General features: G+C 73.0%; 12 protein-coding genes. 6 read left to right on the forward strand and 6 right to left on the reverse strand.

Annotated elements, in window-relative coordinates; genetic code table 11:
- Positions 1 to 39: 39 nt before the first annotated feature.
- On the reverse strand, positions 40 to 834 hold the full coding sequence (locus NQZ70_RS00045) for an extensin family protein (RefSeq protein WP_129572377.1): 795 nt from the start codon (positions 832 to 834) through the stop codon (positions 40 to 42).
- A gap of 305 nt (positions 835 to 1,139) precedes the next feature.
- On the opposite strand from NQZ70_RS00045, the gene hrcA reads away from it, so the two are divergent.
- Positions 1,140 to 2,183, forward strand: coding sequence for a heat-inducible transcriptional repressor HrcA (gene hrcA, locus NQZ70_RS00050; RefSeq protein ID WP_129572378.1), 1,044 nt, complete (start codon positions 1,140 to 1,142; stop codon positions 2,181 to 2,183).
- Here the strand turns inward: hrcA and NQZ70_RS00055 are convergent.
- Positions 2,176 to 3,249 (reverse strand): RluA family pseudouridine synthase, encoded by a 1,074-nt coding sequence (locus NQZ70_RS00055; protein WP_272827438.1) that lies wholly within the window; start codon positions 3,247 to 3,249, stop codon positions 2,176 to 2,178. The genes hrcA and NQZ70_RS00055 overlap by 8 nt on opposite strands.
- 188 nt (positions 3,250 to 3,437) lie before the next feature.
- Here NQZ70_RS00055 and NQZ70_RS00060 point away from each other — a divergent pair, with 188 nt between their 5' ends.
- Both NQZ70_RS00060 and NQZ70_RS00065 read left to right on the forward strand, forming a co-directional pair.
- On the forward strand, positions 3,438 to 4,307 hold the full coding sequence (locus NQZ70_RS00060) for a response regulator transcription factor (protein WP_129572379.1): 870 nt from the start codon (positions 3,438 to 3,440) through the stop codon (positions 4,305 to 4,307).
- A gap of 251 nt (positions 4,308 to 4,558) precedes the next feature.
- A complete protein-coding gene (locus tag NQZ70_RS00065; RefSeq protein ID WP_129572380.1) occupies positions 4,559 to 7,462 on the forward strand; it encodes a glycosyltransferase family 39 protein in 2,904 nt (967 codons plus the stop codon).
- A gap of 335 nt (positions 7,463 to 7,797) precedes the next feature.
- Here the strand turns inward: NQZ70_RS00065 and cobA are convergent, their stop codons facing one another.
- On the reverse strand, positions 7,798 to 9,489 hold the full coding sequence (gene cobA / locus NQZ70_RS00070) for a uroporphyrinogen-III C-methyltransferase (RefSeq protein WP_237244883.1): 1,692 nt from the start codon (positions 9,487 to 9,489) through the stop codon (positions 7,798 to 7,800).
- Between the two features lie 110 nt (positions 9,490 to 9,599).
- Between cobA and NQZ70_RS00075 the strand changes: the two genes are divergently transcribed.
- The 3 genes from NQZ70_RS00075 (at position 9,600) to NQZ70_RS00085 (ending at position 11,684) form a co-directional block, all read left to right on the forward strand.
- Entirely contained in the window at positions 9,600 to 9,983 is a 384-nt protein-coding gene (locus tag NQZ70_RS00075; protein WP_129572381.1) for a DUF4339 domain-containing protein, read from the forward strand.
- Between the two features lie 207 nt (positions 9,984 to 10,190).
- A complete protein-coding gene (gene hemB / locus NQZ70_RS00080) occupies positions 10,191 to 11,174 on the forward strand; it encodes a porphobilinogen synthase (RefSeq protein ID WP_129572382.1) in 984 nt (327 codons plus the stop codon).
- A gap of 3 nt (positions 11,175 to 11,177) precedes the next feature.
- Positions 11,178 to 11,684 (forward strand): hypothetical protein, encoded by a 507-nt coding sequence (locus NQZ70_RS00085; RefSeq protein ID WP_237244884.1) that lies wholly within the window; start codon positions 11,178 to 11,180, stop codon positions 11,682 to 11,684.
- On the opposite strand, the gene NQZ70_RS00090 is transcribed toward NQZ70_RS00085, so the two are convergent.
- Genes NQZ70_RS00090 through NQZ70_RS00100 form a run of 3 tightly spaced genes read right to left on the reverse strand, consistent with a single transcriptional unit; the run spans position 11,681 to position 16,868 of the window.
- Positions 11,681 to 13,600, reverse strand: a complete 1,920-nt coding sequence (locus NQZ70_RS00090) for an ABC transporter ATP-binding protein (RefSeq protein WP_129572383.1) — start codon at positions 13,598 to 13,600, stop codon at positions 11,681 to 11,683. The genes NQZ70_RS00085 and NQZ70_RS00090 overlap by 4 nt on opposite strands.
- A gap of 29 nt (positions 13,601 to 13,629) precedes the next feature.
- Entirely contained in the window at positions 13,630 to 15,426 is a 1,797-nt protein-coding gene (locus NQZ70_RS00095) for an ABC transporter ATP-binding protein (protein ID WP_129572384.1), read from the reverse strand.
- 26 nt (positions 15,427 to 15,452) lie between these two features.
- A complete protein-coding gene (locus NQZ70_RS00100; RefSeq protein WP_129572385.1) occupies positions 15,453 to 16,868 on the reverse strand; it encodes a hypothetical protein in 1,416 nt (471 codons plus the stop codon).
- Between the last annotated feature and the right edge of the window lie 251 nt (positions 16,869 to 17,119).

A 17,119-nucleotide genomic window follows, 5' to 3' on the forward strand; every position in this document is an offset into this window, starting at 1 on the left:
GAGAGCGGGTTTGCGCCCGGGAGGGCCGCCCCTCCCGGATCAGCGCACGAGATGCCATTGGACGCCGGGGGTCACCTCCAGATGCAGGTGGTTTTTGTGCGCCCGGTCGTAGTTGGGCGTGAGGATCGACGTGAAGATGTGCTGATCCGCGGCCTCGCACACGATCGAGCGCAGCTCGCGCGCCGCCGCGTCCGCGGGCGGGCCGCCGCTCGCGCCCCCGCCGGCCGCCCTGGGCCGCCCGGTCGCCTTGGCGCCCTCGCCGCACACCGGCGCGCCGCGCTTGCCGACGAAGTCGCGCTCGACGTCGAGCCACTCCTCCGCGAACCCGTCGCCGGCGCGCTCCTTGACGAACCTGTAAGCATCGATGGCGAGCCCGCCCGGGTGCCTCGTGCCCAGCTTGCCCTCGGGCCACATCCTCGACGGAGGCCGCCAGGCCGAGTACATCAGCACCTCGACGACGTCGTGCACGCGCAGGATCCGGCTGAAGTCCGAGAGCGCGAGCGCGAGGCGGCAGTCGAAGACGTCGTTCGGGTTGTCCGCGCGCCGGTGAGCCGGCAGCGCCGTCCGGTAGAGGACCCCGCCGACCCCCTGCGTCAGCCGCACCGGCGCGAGCACGCCCGGCGCGCGCGCCACCGGCTCGAACGCGATCTTCCGCCGCGCGAGCGCCGCGCGGCATTGCTCCGCGCTCATGGCCGCGTAGCGCGCCGACGGCTGCTTGGCCCAGTCCTGGTGGAACCGCACCTTCGGCTTGCCCTCGGCGCTCGGCGCGGCGGCGAGCGGGCCGAGGGCGAGGGCGAGGGCGGCGGCGGTGGCGGCGTGGCGTACGGACGGCATCGTTGGCGGGGACGGCCTCCGGCGCGGCGAGGTGCCCGCTGGAGCTGAAGAAGTGAAGAAGGAGGAAGGCCAGGGACCAGCGGCTATGCCGAACCCTCGGGCGCGGCGGCGGCGCCCATCCTACCGCGCCATTTGACCGGGCCGCGCGATCGCCTCAAAATAGCTCTCATGCGCATCCGTGGGCCCAGCGCCCGCATGCGCGTCTTGACGTATGGGAGCGAAGGTCCGGCCCGCATGGCTTCCCGGTCCGGGCGGTCCCTGGTCCAGGTGGCCACAGCGGCGCGCACGCGCCGCCTGCAGTTGACATGGGAGATGTTTCCAATCGCGCTCGAAAGATCCTTTTCGCCGCGGTCACCGAGTTCATCGCGACGGGCGACCCCGTAGGCAGCAGGACGCTCGCGCGCAAGTACGGGCTGGATCTCTCGGCTGCCTCGATCCGCAACGTGCTCGCGGACCTCGAGGAGGCCGGCTACCTCCACCAGCCGCACACCTCCGCGGGCAGGATCCCGACCGACCGCGCGCTCCGGCTGTTCATCGACGCGCTCGTCGAGCTCCGGTCGCTCTCCCCCGCGCAGCAGGCCGAGCTCAGCGCCAGGTTCGCCGAGATCTACGCCGTGGCGAGCGACCCGCTCCGCGAGACGGGGCGCTACCTGTCGGAGCTGTCGGGCGCCGCGGCGGTCGTCGCGGCGCCGCGGGCGGAGATCCGCGCCCTCGGGCAGCTGCGCTTCATCCCGACGAAGCCCGGGCAGCTGCTCGCGGTGCTCGTCTTCGCCGACGGCTCGGTCGAGAACCGCTTCATCTCGATCGACGAGGCGATCAGCGAAGGGGAGCTCACCCGGATCCACAACCTGCTCGCCGACGTCATCGAGGGGCGCACGCTGGGCGAGATCCGGGACCTCTTCGCCCGCCGCCTCGCCGACGAGCGCCTCCAGATCGACGCGCTGAGGCGCCGCGCCTTCGAGCTCGGCAGCAAGGCGACGGCCGACGTGACGCGGCGGAGCGAGGTGGTCATCGAGGGGCAGAACCGCCTGATCGATCTGCCCGAGTACGCCGACGTCGACCGGCTCAGGAAGCTGATGAAGGCGCTCGAGGAGCGCGAGGAGCTCGTCGATCTGCTCGATCGCACCCTCGCCGCCGGCGCGGGCGAGGTCACCGTCTTCGTGGGCAGCGAGGCGGGCGACCTCGGCGGCGGCCAGCTCAGCCTCGTCGCCGCGCCGTACATGGAGAACGGGCGCGTCGCCGGCACCGTGGGCGTGCTCGGCCCGACGCGGATGGACTACGCGAAGGTGATGCCGCTCGTCGACGCGACCGCCGCGGCGATGAGCGAGGCGCGCGGCAAGGTCAGGTAGCGTCCTTCCGGCGCGGCTCGCGGAGCCGCTCGAGCACCTCGTCGAAGTCGGCGGGCGGCGGCGCCTGGAAGCGCATCGGCCGGCCGTCGGCAGGGTGGTCGAAGCCGAGCTCGACGGCGTGGAGCATCAGCCGCGGGGCGGGGATCTTCGGCCCGCGGTAGTCCCGCACGTAGACCGCCTCGCCGACGAGCGGGTGCCCGGCCTCGGCGAGGTGGATGCGGATCTGGTGCGTGCGCCCCGTCTCGAGGCGGCAGGCGACCAGCGTCGCGCCCGCGGCGCCGGCGGCCTCCTCGGGCCCGCGGAGCGCCTCGATCGGCTCGACGTGCGTCACCGCGAGCTGCCCCTCGCGCCGGCCTCCTCTGGCCGAGCCGCGCAGCCCGTCGCCCCGATCCTCGACGAGGTAGCTGCGGTAGGTGCCGCGCGCGACGGCGCCGTGCGCGAGCGCCAGGTACTGCCGGTGCATCGCGCGGACGCGGAGCTGCTGGGCGAGGTGCTTCTTCGCGGCGAGCGTCCGCGCGAAGACGAGCAGCCCGCTCGTCCCCTTGTCGAGGCGCTGCACCACGCCGAGCGGCGCCCGCCCGCGCAGGCGGTCGCGCCGGGCCAGCACCTCCCGCACCAGCGCGTCGAGCGTCGCAGCCTGCTCCGCGGGGTCCTCGTCGCCGTAGGGGATGGTGCTCACCCCGGCGGGCTTGTTCACCACCACGACGCTCGCGTCCGCGTAGACCACGAGCTCGCCCTCGAGCTTGCGCCGCCGCACCGTCTCGGGCCGCGGCGCGTGCAGGCGGACCTCGATCAGCTCCCCGCTGAGCACCCGCCGCCGGGCGCTCGTCGCCACCGCGCTCCCGACGAGCACCTTGCCGGTCTCGATCAGCCGGCGCGCGTCGGACCACGAGACCGACGAAAGCGCCCGGACGGCCCCGTCGAGCGGCCGCCGGTCGAGCGCGGCCGGCACGGTCCAGCGGCCGTCCTGCGGGGGGCGCACCGAGGCGGTCGGGCCTTCGTCGATCGGGTCGGCGGCGTGTTGGGGGGGGTGAGGGGGCGGGGCGGCGGGGCGGCGCGGGCGCATGAGGGCTCGTGGGGGGGCGCCTCGGCTCCGCCCACCGGCGTGGGACCGGGCTCTACCGGCGCGGAAAACGCACATCCGCGGGGCCCGCGGGGGCGAAATACACCGCGAATGTTGACACATCGCGCGACCGGAGCCGAAGATATCCAGAGCCGTCATCGCTTTCTCGCCATCTGAGAGGAGACCCGTTCGTGGCCAGCACCCTTCTCGCCGTAGACGACAGCGTGACCATGCGCAAAGTGCTCGAAATCACCTTTGCGGGTCAGGATTTCCGCGTCGTGACGGCGAGCAGCGCCGACGCTGCGCTGCAGAAGCTCAAGAGCGATAAACCCGACCTGGTGATCGCCGACGTCACGCTCGAGCCGAAGAACGGCTACGAGCTGTGCAAGGCGATCAAGCAGGCCTCACCGGCGACGCCCGTCCTGATCCTGTCGTCCAAGCAGAACCCGTTCGATCCCGCGAAGGGATCGAGCGCGCAAGCCGACGACCACATGGACAAGCCGTTCGACACGCAGCAGATGATCGACAAGGTCAAGAAGCTGCTGGCGTCGCGCGGCGAGGCGAAGCCCGCCGCCGCGGCTCCCGCTGCTGCGACGCCCGCGCCCGCGCGGGCTCCCGCCGCAGCGCAGCCCGCCGCCGCAGCGCAGCCCGCCGCGGCGCAACCTGCCGCCGCGGGCGCGAGCCCGCTCCAGCGCGCGAAGACGCTCATCTACACGCCGAACGCGCCCGCCGCCACCACCGCTGCGCCGGCCCAGGCCTCGGTCAAGACGGCGCCCGGCGGCGCGGCGAACGTGCCGGTCACGACGACGATGGCCTTCTCGCCGACGCCGGTGTCCGGCGTGCCGAAGACGGCGTCCGGTCCTGCGGCGGTCGCGGCGACCGCCTCCGCGCAGGTGAACGGCCAGATGGCGAGCAAGCTCGAGGGCCTCGGGCTCACCTCCGAGCAGGTCGAGGCCGTGATGGCGCTGTCCCGCGACGTCGTGGAGCGCGTCGTCTGGGAGGTCGTGCCGGTCCTGGCCGAGACGATCATCAAGGAAGAGATCGCGCGCCTGACGAAGTAGCGCGCCGCGGCCGTCGCGCGGCCGCGGTCATCGCGCCGTGCCGGCTGTCCCGGCGCGGTGTGCGATCCGGGGCGGCGTATCCTCATGAGCGGCCGCTCTCGGGTTGAGCCCGTGCAGACCTCGAGCAACGCCGGCGCGCGCATGCGTCGATCGAGCGGCGTGCGCTGCGCGAGCGAGCGCGACCGCTGCTTTGCCCGGCGACGCAGAGTTGCTACGTCAGGGCCGCGCCGCGTTCCGCGTTCGGCGCAGCCATGAACGACACGCACGACAAGAGCAGCGGCGCGCCCGCGGACGCCCGCGACGGGACGACCGCGGCGGACGAGACGACCGAGGGCGGCGTGGACGGCTCCGGCGCCGCGGAGCCACGCACCCCCGCGGAGGACGAGGCGGCAGCGCGCGACGGCGCGGCCGGCGCGGACGAGGCGGCAGCGCGCGACGGCGCGGCCGGTGCGGACGAGGCGGCGGCGCGCGACGGCGCGGCCGGTGCGGACGACGCCGCGCCCGACACCGACGAGGTGCGCCTCGTGCCGCAGGGCAACCCGCTCCGCTGGCGCGGCGCCGCCGTGTCCGCCGCGGGCGCCCTGCTCGCGTTCGTCGTGATGGCGCTCGCGCCTCAGCTTCGCTGGGGCGTCCCGCTCGGCGCGCTCGGGGTCGCCGTCGCGACGCTCGGCCTGCTCGACCTGCTCGGCACGTTCGACGACCCGCCGGAGCACGTCGCCGCGCGCGTCGGGATGCGGGACCTGCTCGGCCCGCTCGCCCTGCTCGGGTCCGGGCTCGCCGCGTTCTTCGTCCTCGTCACGCTCGCCGTGGCGGGCTACCTCTCGCCGAGCTCCCTCTCGGGGGGCGGCGCGCCCACGCTGCTCTCGCTGGCGGTGCCCGCCGTCGCCGTCCCCGCCGCGTTCCTCACGGCCGTGGTCGGCGCGTTCCGGGTCGGCGAGCGCCTCGGCCCCTGCCGCCTCGACGAGACCGGCGCGCCGCGCCCCCTCCTCCGGCGGCACGGCTTCTGGCTCGTCGCCCTCGTCACGCTGCTCTACCTCCCCATGCTCGGGAGCCACGCGCTCACCGACCCGTGGGAGACGCACTACGGCGAGGTCGCGCGCGAGATCCTGGCCAGGAACGACTGGATCTCCCTCTGGTGGGCGCAGGACGGCTGGTTCTGGTCGAAGCCGGTGCTCGACTTCTGGATGCAGGCGCTCGCCATGGCGGCCTTCGGCGTCCGCTACCGGTCGGGAGAGATGCTCTCGGCCGTGGCCGAGGGACGCACGCCGTGGCCCGAGTGGGCGGTCCGGCTGCCCATCTTCGCGCTGACGCTCGTCGCCGTTTACCTCCTCTACAAGGCCGTCTCGCGGATCTTCAGCCGCCGCGCGGGGCTGCTCGCGGGCGTCGTCCTCACCACCATGCCGCAGTGGTTCATGGTCTCCCACCAGACCATGACCGACATGCCCTTCGTCGCGACCATGGCCGCAGCGATGGCGCTCCTCCTGCTCGGCATCCACACCGACGACGCGGAGGAGGCGCGCGTCTACGAGGTCGATCTCGGCGCGCTCAAGGTGGGCCTCTCGCTCTACCACCTCGTGCTCGGGGCGATCGTCGCCTGCGCGCTGCCGCAGGTCCTCTACCTGCTGTCACGCCACGTCGAGATCCACGCGGCGCCCTTCGGCCTGCGCCTCCACGGCGACGTCTTCAGCTCCGGCTCCCCGGGCAACTGCGGGCTCCCCGGCAACGAGGCCTGCCGGTCGGTGCTGCCCGTGCTCCCCGGGCTGCAGCCGGCGCTCCAGGCGATCATCTGGGCGCAGACGCTCGGGATCGTCCTGTACGCCTGCTGGGGCGAGCGGCGCGTCCAGCGGCTCCTCTTCCTCGCCGCGTGGTTCTTCGCCGCCCTCTCCACGATGGCCAAGGGGCCCGCCGGCTTCGGGCTCCCGGTGCTCTGCGCCCTCGGTTACGTCGTCGTCTCGCGCCGCTACCGCGACCTGCTCAAGATGGAGATCCCCGTCGGGCTGCTCGTGCTCGCGTGCGTCGCGCTCCCCTGGTTCGTCGCCATGTACGCGCGGCACGGCCAGCCGTTCACCGACAGGCTCCTGTTCCACGACATGTTCAAGCGCGCCTTCACCCACGTGCACGACACGAACGAGGGCGACGACGTGAGCTTCCGCTACTACGTGTGGCAGCTCGGCTACGCGATGTTCCCGTGGACGGGGCTCGTGCCCGCCTCGCTCGTGTGGTGGCTCCGGCGGCGCGAGGGGGGAGCCCCGGACGAGCCCGGCTCGGCCGAGGTCCGAAGGAGCGACGCCTCGGTGTTCCTGGCGATGTGGTTCCTCTTCGGCTTCGCGCTCTTCTCGCTGATGCTGACGAAGTTCCACCACTACATCCTGCCGGCCGTCCCGCCGGCGGCGATGCTCACGGGGATCCTGCTCGACGACATGCTGCGCCTGGAGGCCCGCGCGGGCGCGCTCGGCTCGGGCGCGGCCTCCGCGCCGGCGCCGCCTTCGCGCGCGCTCGCGACGGTCGCCTACGAGCGCGCGATGCTCGGCGCCGTCGCGATCGGCGCCGCGCTCCTCGTCTTCCTCGTCGGGCGCGATCTCGCGATGGCGCGCGAGGGGCAGCCGAGCCAGGCGAGGCTGCTGCACCTGTTCACGTACAACTACAAACGACCCTGGCCGCAGTCGCTCGACTTCTCCGCGACCCTGTGGGCCTTCACCGCCGGGGCGGCCCTCCTGTGCTTGCTGCTGGTGGTCGCGCGCTTTCGCCGCCTCGCCCTCTATGCGCTCGCCTCGCTCGCGATCGCGTTCACGGCTTGGGGGCTCGACGTGTACTTCGTGCGGACGTCGCCCCACTGGGGGCAGCGCGAGACCTTGCTCGCCTACGCGCGCGCGAGCCACGAGATCCCAGGGCCGCTCGTCGCCTACCAGATGAACTGGAAGGGCGAGAACTTCTACGCCGGCAACAAGCTGGCCGCCTTCGTCTCGAGCGGGAAGAAGTTTCAGGACTACATCAACGAGCAGAAGAAGAAGGGCGTGAAGACCTTCTACTTCGTCACCGAGCACGGGCGCATCAACTCCCTGTCGAACGAGCTCGGCAACCCCCGCATCTTCGAGCGGCTCACGTCCATCGAGCTCAACAACAAGTTCCTCGTCGTCCGAGCGACCTTCGAGTGACCGGACGGCGACGGAAGGCCTTTATCGCACCACCGCTGTCCGGATGTGAGGGTGTACGCCTGCTCGGATCCGAGGCGTGCGGTCGTGGATCACGACAGCGCCTGGACGTCGGGAAATCCCTTGCAGCTATGTCCGTGCGGTAGCGCAAGAGCGCAAGGGAGGTCCTGCGCGGACGCCCTAAGTGCTCGAATTCACTGCGGGAAGGCGCAGGCACGCCTCCTGCTCTCTCCGGGCCCGAGCGTCGCGGCGGAGACCTTCCCCCCCCAGGTCCGCTGCGACGCTCTTTCTTTGCGCCGCCGACCGAGGAGCTCGCCGCACGCCGTGCGAGCAGCTCCTCAGTCGGCGGCGCTCGTCGGTGCAGCTTGCAACGCAGCGAAATATCGATCCAGCGCGTCCAGGAGACCTGCTGTGGTGCTCACCTCGGCGGTCACGCCGACCCGGAGCCCCCGCTTCTCGGCGGTGGCGGTCGTGATCGGGCCGATGCTCGCCAGGAGCACGCGGTCGAGGCGCGCCGCGGCGCCCTCTCCGAGGAGATCGCACAGGCTGTCGACGGTGCTGCTCGACGTGAGCAGCACGACGTCGATCTCGCCCGCCGAGAGCGCCCGGAGCAGCTGCTCGCGGCGATCGCTCGAGGCGGGGCGGGTCTCGTAGACGGGCACGACGTCCACCTCGCAGCCGGCGGCGCGGAGCCGTTCGGGGAGCACCTCGCGGGCGACGAGCGCGCGCGCGAGCAGGACGCGGACCGGGGAGCGCGCCGCCCTGCGCTCGGCCAGCGCGGGGTCGGCGAGGATGGCCTCCGCGAGCTCCTCGCCGCGGAACTCCTTCGGGATGATGTCGGCGCGGACGCCGCGCGCGGCGAGCGCAGCGGCCGTCCCGACCCCGATCGCGGCGAGGCGGGCCGAGCCGAAGGCGCGCGCGTCCAGGCCGAGCCGATCCAGCTCCTCGAAGAAGCGCGAGACCCCGTTCTCGCTCGTGAACACGACGGCGTGGTACCCGGAGAGCCCGCGGACCGCCGCGGTGACGCGCGCCGGGTCGGGCGGCGGGTGGATCTCGATGGTCGCGAGCTCCACCGCCTCGCCGCCGCGGAGGCGGATGAGCCGCGAGGTCGAGCGCGCCTGGTGCCGCGGCCGGGTCACGAGCACGCGCTTGCCGAACAGCGGCTTCCGGTCGAACCAGCGCAGCGCGTCCCTGAGGCCGGTGACGGCGCCGACGACGATGACCGCGGGGCTCTGGAGCCCCGCCTCCCGGGCGCGGCGGGGCAGCTCGTCGAGGCGGCTCGAGACGACGCGCTGGTCGGCCCGCGTGCCCCACTGGATCGCCGCCGCCGGCGTCGCGGGATCGCGGCGACCCGGCCCCATCAGCCCCGCGACCACCGCGTCGAGGGCCTGCATGCCCATCAGGACGCAGATGGTCCCGCGGACCGAGGCGAGCTCGCTCCAGTCGAACCCCTTGCCCGCCCGGGTGACGCCGCTGACGATCATCACGCTGGAGGCGATGTGCCGGTGCGTCAGCGAGATGCCGGCGTAGGCCGTCGCGCCGAGCGGAGAGCAGACGCCCGGCACCACCTCGAACGGCACCCCGGCCCGCGCGAGCGCCTCCGCTTCCTCCGAGCCGCGCCCGAAGAGGAACGGATCGCCGCCCTTCAGGCGGACGACGCTGCGGCCCGCGAGCCCGAGCGCGACGAGCTCCGCGTCGATCTCCGCCTGCTTCGCGTCCTTCACGACCCGGTCGCCGCCGCGCTTGCCGACCGAGCGCACCTCGGCGCCCTCCCGCACGCCGTCCAGCAGCGCCAGGTGGACCAGCTCGTCGTGCAGCACGACGTCGGCCGTGGCGAGGAGCTCGGCGCCGCGCAGCGTGAAGAGCCCCGGGTCGCCCGGGCCCGCACCGACGAGGTACACGACGCCCGGCCTGGCAGCGCCGGGCCCCCCGCCCGCGGCCCGCTGCGCCGCCGCGCCGTGGCCCTCGTCGGAGGGGTCGTCGCGCCTTGGAAGCACCGTCAAACTCTCGTCGTTCTGTCGTTCACTCATGGCAGACGTTGATTGTCATAGCGAATCTGCAGTGATGTTGACTCGGTGCGTTAAGGGGATAGAATCGCACCGGTTCGATTCAACGTCCGGCGGTTTCTGGAGTCCATTCAATGAGATCTGTGAAACTGTCCCAGGAGCTGCGGAGCTCGGAGCGCGGCTTTACGGACCGATGGTACGTCACCAACGGCGAGCGATCGGTCGGTCCGGTCAGGCTCGACCAGCTCGCGCGCGGCATCGAGAATGGAAACATCCCGCTCGATAGCTTCGTCCGCAATGAAGCATGGACCGTGTGGTGCCCGCTGTCCGACATTGCAATGGTCACGGTCGCCGCCACGGACACGCCTGCGGAACAGCCGGACGAGGTCTTGGCCGTCGAAGCGGACGACGACGATACGGTCCCGCTGTCGTCCCAGCAGACGCCCCCACCGGTGACCCCGCCGCGCCCGGGGCCGACGGTGCGCCAGACCGTGCGCCCTGGCGCGGCCCAGCGTTGAGCGATGTCCGCGCGCGCGGCCCGCGCCGGAGGCGGGCGCCGCGCGCGGCGGGGCAGGCGCGGCCGGCAGAAGGAAAGTGGAGGGCCAGTCTCATGCGGGCGCTTTCGGGCGAACACTAGCCGATTCCAGCGCTCTGGCGATCCACGGATCGCGCGCGGCGAGACCGGAGCGGTCCCCGCGGGCGAAGGGCTGCTATGCTCCGCCGCCGTGTTCCCCACGAAGCGACCGCGCCGGCTCCGCCGCACGCCCGCCCTCCGCGCCCTGGTGCGGGAGACGTCCCTGAACCCGGGGGATTTCATCCTCCCCCTCTTCTTCAACGAGGCGCTCGACGCGCCGCGCCCGGTCGGGACGATGCCGGGCGTCTCGCAGCTGCCCGTGAGCGCCGCGGCGGCGCAGGCGCGGCTCTGCAAGGAGCACGGCATCGGCGGGACGATCCTGTTCGGGCTGCCGCGCACCAAGGACGCGTCGGGCTCGAGCGCCTACGACCCCGACGGCCCGGTCCCGCGCGCCGTGAAGGCGATGAAGGACGCGGTGCCGGAGCTGCTCGTGATGACCGACGTGTGCGTCGACGAGTACACCGATCACGGCCACTGCGGCCTGCTCCGGCAGGACGCGTCCGGCGCGGTGGACGTCGACAACGACGCGACGCTGGAGGTGCTCGCGCGGGCGGCGGTGGTCCACGCCAAGGCGGGGGCCGACGTGGTCGCGCCGAGCGACATGATGGACGGCCGCGTCGCCGCCATCCGGCGCGCGCTCGACGCCGAGTCGCTGACGGGGACGGCGCTCCTCTCCTACGCCGTGAAGTACGCGTCCGGCTTCTACGGGCCGTTCCGCGAGGCGGCGGACTGCGCGCCCAAGTTCGGCGACCGAGCGGGCTACCAGATGGATCCCGGGAACGCGCGCGAGGGCCTGCGCGAGGCGGCGCTCGACGAGGAGGAGGGGGCCGACATGCTCATGGTGAAGCCCGCGCTCGCGTACCTCGACGTCATCGCGCGCGTGCGCGAGGCGACGACGCTGCCGCTCGGCGCCTACAACGTCAGCGGCGAGTACGCGATGATCAAGGCGGCCGCCGAGCGCGGCATGATCGACGAGAAGCGGGCCGTGCTCGAGCTGCTCACGTCGATCCGGCGCGCCGGGGCCGATTTCATCCTCACCTACCACGCGCTCGACGCCGCGCGCTGGCTCGGCTGAGCCATGCGGAGCCAGGGAGCGGGCGGGGGTGCTGCGCGACGCTCGGGGTGGGCCGCCGCCTGCGCGGTGGGCGCGGCGGCCGCCCTCGCTGCGGGCTGCGCGCCGAGCCGGTGCGACCGGTCCGAGGGCGCGAACCCGCCCGTCGAGTTCACCGAGGCCACGCCGGCGGGGGGCATCTACGAGACGTCGGCGCCGGACGGCGAGCTCCTCTATTTCCCGGGGGGCATGCGGTACGCGCTCAAGCACGGCCTCGGCGCGCGGCCGCGATGGTGGCAGGTGTACCTGTCGTTCGAGAGCGACGGCACGAGGCGCGGCGGCACGTTGGCGCACGCGGCGGGCAACCAGGCCGAGGTGACGTGCGCGGACGACGAGCACCTGATCGTGATGAACGACAGCTGCTCCGAGTACTGGCTGCGGGTGGTCGCCGGCGGCGCGGACGGCGCCGACGAGGGCGCGGCGAGCGCCGGCAAGTGCTACGGCGACGACGACCCGACGCCCGCTGACCCCTAGGCGTGCGCCGCCGCCTGCCGGGCGAACTGGAGCCGGTACAGCTTGCTGTAGACGCCGCCGGCGGCGAGCAGAGCCTCGTGCGTGCCCTGCTCGACGACGCAGCCCTTGTGGAAGACGACGATGCGATCGACGGCGCGGATCGTCGAGAGGCGGTGCGCGATGATCAGCGCGGTGCGCCCCTCCATGGCGCCCTCGAGCGCGCGCTGCAGGCGCGCCTCGGTGTCGCTGTCGACGTTGGCCGTGGCCTCGTCCAGGATGAGCAGCGGCGGGTCGCGGTAGAGGGCGCGGGCGAAGGCGATCAGCTGGCGCTCGCCGGCGCTGAAATTGCTGCCGCGCTCGAGCACCGGGGCGTCGAGGCCGCCCTCGCGGCGCTCGAAGAGATCGAGCGCGCCGATGCGGTTCAGCGCGTTCACGACCTTCGCGCGATCCGGGATCGCGTCGCCGGCCGCGATGTTCGTGAGCACCGTGCCGGGGAACAGGAACACGTCCTGCGGGACGACGGCGAACTTGCGGCGCAGCTCGTCGCGCGCGTAGGCGCGGACGTCGCGGCCGAAGACCCGCACGGTGCCCTCCTCCACGTCGTAGAGGCGGAGCAGCAGCGACGCCACGGTGCTCTTGCCGGCGCCGGTCGCGCCGACCAGCGCGACCTTCTCGCCGCTCCTCGCCGCGATCGAGACCTGCCGCAGCACGGGCGCGCCCGGCTTGTAGCCGAACACGACGTCGTCGAGCTCGAACGCGACGCTCTCGTCCGCGGCCTTCGCCGCGTCGGTACAGCTCGCCGTGGCCGTCGCGTCCTCGTCCTTGTTGTCGAGCAGCTCGAAGATGCGCTCCGCGCCGGCCATCGCGGACTGCAGCAGCGTGTACCGGGCCGAGAGATCGCGGATCGGGACGAAGAACATGTCGATGTAGGCGACGAAGGCGAACAGCGTCCCGAACGAGATCTCCTCCTTGAAGCTCTTCACGCCCGAGTACCAGAGCACCGCGGCGATGCAGACGCTCGAGACCATCTCGATGGCGGCGTCGAGCGTCGCGTCGAGCACGATGGAGCGGTTGTTCGCGTTGCGGTAGGCGGCGTTGATCTCGTCGAACTCCTCGGCCGAGCGCTCCTCCCTGGCGTAGGCCTGCACGACGGCCATGCCGGAGACCTGCTCGTTGAGGTACGCGTTCATCCGCGCCGTCTTCGCCCGCACCTCCCGGAAGGCGTCGCGGATCCGGCGCCGCGTCCAGTTGACGCCGAGCGCGACCGGCGGCACCGCCGCGAAGGCGAGCAGCGACATGCGCCAGTCGAGCGACACCATCACGACGACGATGACGGCGAGGCGGAGCAGGTCGCCGAACGCGTTGAGCGCGCCCGACGCGAACATCTCGCCGATGGCGTCCACGTCGTTCGTCACCCGCGTGACGAGCCGGCCGACCGGCGTGCGATCGAAGAACCCGAGGCGCCGGGTGTGCAAGAACCCGAAGACGCGCATGCGCAGGTCGGCCATGGCGCGCGCGCCGGCGAGCTGCATCAGGTAGAGCTGCGGGAACGCGAGCGACTGCTCCGCGAGCATGACGCCCGTGAGCAAGAAGCCGTTGCGCGTGAGGCGATCGAGCCCGCCGGGCGCGTCGAAGGCGTCGAGCGCGTCGCGCATGATGAGCGGGCGCAAGAGCGCCAGGAGGGCGGTGACGACGAGCAGCGAGAGCGAGATCGCGAGCTGCTTGCCCTGCGGGCGCACGAACGGCCACAGCCGCAGCAGCATGCGCGCGTCGTACGCCTCGCCGAGCTGCGCCTCCTCGTGGAAGCGGCTCAGCACGTCCTCGGTGCGGCTCGCCTTCTTCGCCGCGCGGCCCCTGCTCGCCGAGGGCGGCGCCGGCCGCCGCGGGCTCGCGCCCGCCTCTCCAGCGGCCGTGGCGCCGCTCGGTTTCGCCTGCATCGTCGCGCTTTCTCCTGAGCTCGGCTGCGTCACGAGAGCTCCACCGGCCGCGAGGACGGCGTCGCCTCGAGCGTCGCGAGATCCTCTTCGAGCTGCTGCTCCTCGGCGAACGACGCGTACAGCCCGCCCGCGCGGACGAGCTCGTCGTGCGTGCCGCGCTCGATGACCCGGCCCTGCTCCAGCACGATGATCGCGTCGCACCGCCGCGCGGCCGCCACCCGGTGCGTGATCAGGATGACGGTCCGCCGCGCGGCCTGCCGCTCGATCGCCGCGAGGATCGCCTGCTCGGTCTTCGCGTCGACGGCGGAGAGCGGATCGTCGAGGACGAGGACGCTCGGCTCGCGCACGAGCGCGCGCGCGAGCGCGACGCGCTGGCGCTGCCCGCCGGACAGCTGCACGCCCCGCTCGCCGACCACCGTGTCGAAGCCGTCCGGCAGCGAGAGGACCTCGTTCAGCACCTCGGCCTCGGCCGCGGCGGCGCGGATGGTCTCGAGCGCGGCGGGCGAGTCCGGATCGTCCAGCGAGTAGCCGATGTTGCGCGCCACCGTGGTCGAGAAGAGGAACGCGTCCTGCTGCGCATAGCCGATGCTCGCGCGCACGGTCTCCAACGGCAGGTCGCAGATGTCGACGCCGTCCAGGAACACCGCGCCGCGCGGCGTGGGCATGAGCCGGGCGAGCAGCGTGGCGATGGTGCTCTTGCCCGAGCCCGTGCGCCCCACGATCGCGAGCGAGCCGCCCGCCTCGACGTCGAAGCTCACCCCGTCGACCACCTTCCTCGCGCCGTGGGAGAAGCTCAGCTCCTTGACGGAGATGGCGCCGCGGACGACCTCGGGGGCGGGCACCGGGCCGCTCACGACCTCGGGGATGGCGTCGAAGATGGCCTTGAGCCGCACGTAGCCGGCGCGGCCGCGCTGGACGATGGCGGCGACGAAGCCGAGGGCGAGCACCGGCCACGTGAGCCGCAGCAGCGCGAGCCAGAAGGAGACGAAGTCCCCCCTCGTCATCTGCTGCTCCAGCACGAGCTGCCCGCCGTACCAGAAGACGATGAGCACGCCGACCGAGCTGATCGCCCCCATGAGCGGCCCCATGGATCCGCGCAGCTTGGCGAGCGAGAGGCTCTTCTCGAGGTACGCCTGGTTCGTGCTCGAGAACGCGGCCATCTCCGACGCCTCGAGCGCGAACGAACGGACGACCCGGACGCCCGCGAGGCTCGCGAGGACGCGGTCGCTCATGGCGCCGATCGCCTCCTGGTTGTCGCGGGTGCGGAGGAAGAGCTTGGTCGAGAACGACCGGGTGACGAGCATCAGCGCCGGCATCGTCAGGAGCGCCGCGAGCGTGAGCCGCTTCGAGATGTTGAGCATCACGTACAGGGCGCTCGCGAACGCGAAGAGCGAGCCGACGACGTTCAGCAGGCCGAAGCCGAGGAGGAGGCGGACCTGCGTCAGGTCGTTCGTCGCCCGGCTCATGATGTCGCCGGTCGGCATCTTGCGGAAGAAGGCCGGCCCGAGCTTGTGCAGGCGCGCGAGCAGGACCGCCCGGAGCTCGTACTCGACGTTGCGGCCCGCCGTGAAGATGGTGACGCGCGAGAACACGCGCATGATCGCGGCGCCCACGCTCACCGCGAGCATGACGAGCGCCGCCCGCGAGGCCTCGCCCGACTGGAGCTGCACGGCGGCGTCGACGGCGTCCTTGACGAGGAAGTCGCGCTTGGCCATGAGCAGCTGCTGCGTCGCGAGCAGCGCCGAGCCGGCCAGGTAGAGCGGGAGCTTGCTGCGGAACTGGGCGCCGAGGCCCACGGGGTAGGTTGAAGGATCGCGCTTGACCATTGCGGGGGAGTGCCGCGCGGCGACGCTCAGCGCGCCTTGCGCGGCGTCGGCGCGAGCGGCTTGCGGTGCGATGTCGAGAGCGCGGGCCGATCCCGCCCTTCGACCACGAGCTCGAGATCGTCGAGCTCGAGCCTGGTCGCGAGCAGGCCGAGCAGGACGCGCGCCCCTCCGCGGCCATCGAGCTCGCTCACCACGCCGATCTTGTCGCCGAACGGCCCTCGCCGCACGCGGACGCGGCTCCCCTTCTCGATCGCGCCGCCCTTCGCGGGCTCGGGCGCGGCCTTCGCCGCGGCGTCCGGCTCGCCGGACGGGGCGCGCTGCGCCCGCGGCGCGGGCTCGGCCGGCGGCCTCTGCGGGGCTTCGGCCCTCGCCTGCGGCTCCGCCTCGCCGTGCGGCGCTCGCCGGGCCGGGGCGCCGCCCTCTGCGCCGTGCCTCGGCGCGGGCCGCGGCTCTCCTCCGCGGGCGGCGCCGGCGCCGCTCGTCGACTTGAACAGCGTCGCCAGGGTCGGCCGGCGGGCGGGGAGGGCGGCCTCGACGCGCTCGTCGCCGCGGGCACGGGCCTGCTCCATCGATCGCTCGCGCGCCCGGGCCTGCTCGGAGCGCCACCGCTCGTTCTCGGCCTCGAGCTCGGCGTGGGCGCGCGCCCGCTCCTGCTCGATGCCCTCGAGCTTGCGGTCGAGCGCGATGCGATCGTTCTCGCGCGACCACGCGACGAGCCGGTAGATGGGGGCCAGCGCGACGAGCGCGTCCTCGAGCTGCTCGTCGAGGATGTCGGCGTGCTCGACCGCGGTCTCGCGCGGGACCGACCAGCCGATCCAGAGCGGCACCTGACCGTCGGCGGCGCGGCGGAGCATCTCCGCGATCGCGTCGGGCGTGGCCGCGCTGCAGGCCACGCGATCGCCACCGCCGGCGCCGAAGGAGAACTGCTCCGGGAGCGCGTGGAGCGCGCTCGTGAGCTCGGCGGCGAGCGGCGAGGCCGGCTCGCCGGTCGCCTCCTCGCTCGCCGAGAGGCGGGCGCGGAGGTTGTCGACGTCGACCTTCGCGTCCGGGTGGACGGCGAAGCACACCTGCACCTCGCCCTCCGAGATGCGCAGCGCGAGGAACGCGTGCCGCGTGTAGGGGCTCGGATCGTCGATCGCATCGGAGATCGAGCGGCCGCGGTCGAGCAGGCGATCCAGCTCGTCGCGCGCGGCCTGGTCGCGCCAGAAGAAGACCCACTGGCAGTCGGCCCGGTGCTTGTTGCGGATCGACGGGTGCTCGTCCGAGCCATGGACGTCGACCGAGATGCCGAGCTCGCTCAGCCGGGCGACGACGCCGCGCGCCCAGGCGAGCGCGCGCTGCTTCACCTCGAGGCGGGGGCGCGAGTAAGCCTTCGAGGTCGCCTTTTCGGCGGCGTACGCGTCGAAGTCACGAGCGGTGAGGTGCAGGGAGGGATGGCTCATTGCTTCGACTGGGTGCGGGGCGCGGCGTGGGCGGGCGCAGCCCGCGGTCGGTCACGAGAGGAGCTGCGCTCCTCGTGAAAGTCGCGCGGATGGTATCGTGAGGAGCTACGAAATCAAAGCCTCCACGCCGCGCGATCGATCCCGGCGACGCGTGGAGGCGGCACGCTTGACCGCCATGACAAGCATGTCACCGTAGGCACTCCCGTGCCCCCTCAAGAGGGCGATCCCACCCAGTTCATCGAGATCCCCGC

It is taken from the genome of Sorangium sp. So ce836 (assembly GCF_028553905.1).
In the GTDB taxonomy this organism is placed as follows: Bacteria; Myxococcota_A; Polyangia; order Polyangiales; family Polyangiaceae; genus Sorangium; species Sorangium cellulosum_D.

Excerpts from the sequence above, each read along its gene's own strand:
- NQZ70_RS00045 (WP_129572377.1), bottom strand. The coding sequence starts at position 834 with ATGCCGTCCGTACGCCACGCCGCCACCGCCGCCGCCCTCGCCCTCGCC.
- hrcA (WP_129572378.1), top strand. The coding sequence starts at position 1,140 with ATGGGAGATGTTTCCAATCGCGCTCGAAAGATCCTTTTCGCCGCGGTC.
- NQZ70_RS00055 (WP_272827438.1), bottom strand. The coding sequence starts at position 3,249 with ATGCGCCCGCGCCGCCCCGCCGCCCCGCCCCCTCACCCCCCCCAACAC.
- NQZ70_RS00065 (WP_129572380.1), top strand. The coding sequence starts at position 4,559 with ATGAACGACACGCACGACAAGAGCAGCGGCGCGCCCGCGGACGCCCGC.
- cobA (WP_237244883.1), bottom strand. The coding sequence starts at position 9,489 with ATGAGTGAACGACAGAACGACGAGAGTTTGACGGTGCTTCCAAGGCGC.
- NQZ70_RS00075 (WP_129572381.1), top strand. The coding sequence starts at position 9,600 with ATGAGATCTGTGAAACTGTCCCAGGAGCTGCGGAGCTCGGAGCGCGGC.
- NQZ70_RS00085 (WP_237244884.1), top strand. The coding sequence starts at position 11,178 with ATGCGGAGCCAGGGAGCGGGCGGGGGTGCTGCGCGACGCTCGGGGTGG.
- NQZ70_RS00090 (WP_129572383.1), bottom strand. The coding sequence starts at position 13,600 with ATGCAGGCGAAACCGAGCGGCGCCACGGCCGCTGGAGAGGCGGGCGCG.
- NQZ70_RS00095 (WP_129572384.1), bottom strand. The coding sequence starts at position 15,426 with ATGGTCAAGCGCGATCCTTCAACCTACCCCGTGGGCCTCGGCGCCCAG.
- NQZ70_RS00100 (WP_129572385.1), bottom strand. The coding sequence starts at position 16,868 with ATGAGCCATCCCTCCCTGCACCTCACCGCTCGTGACTTCGACGCGTAC.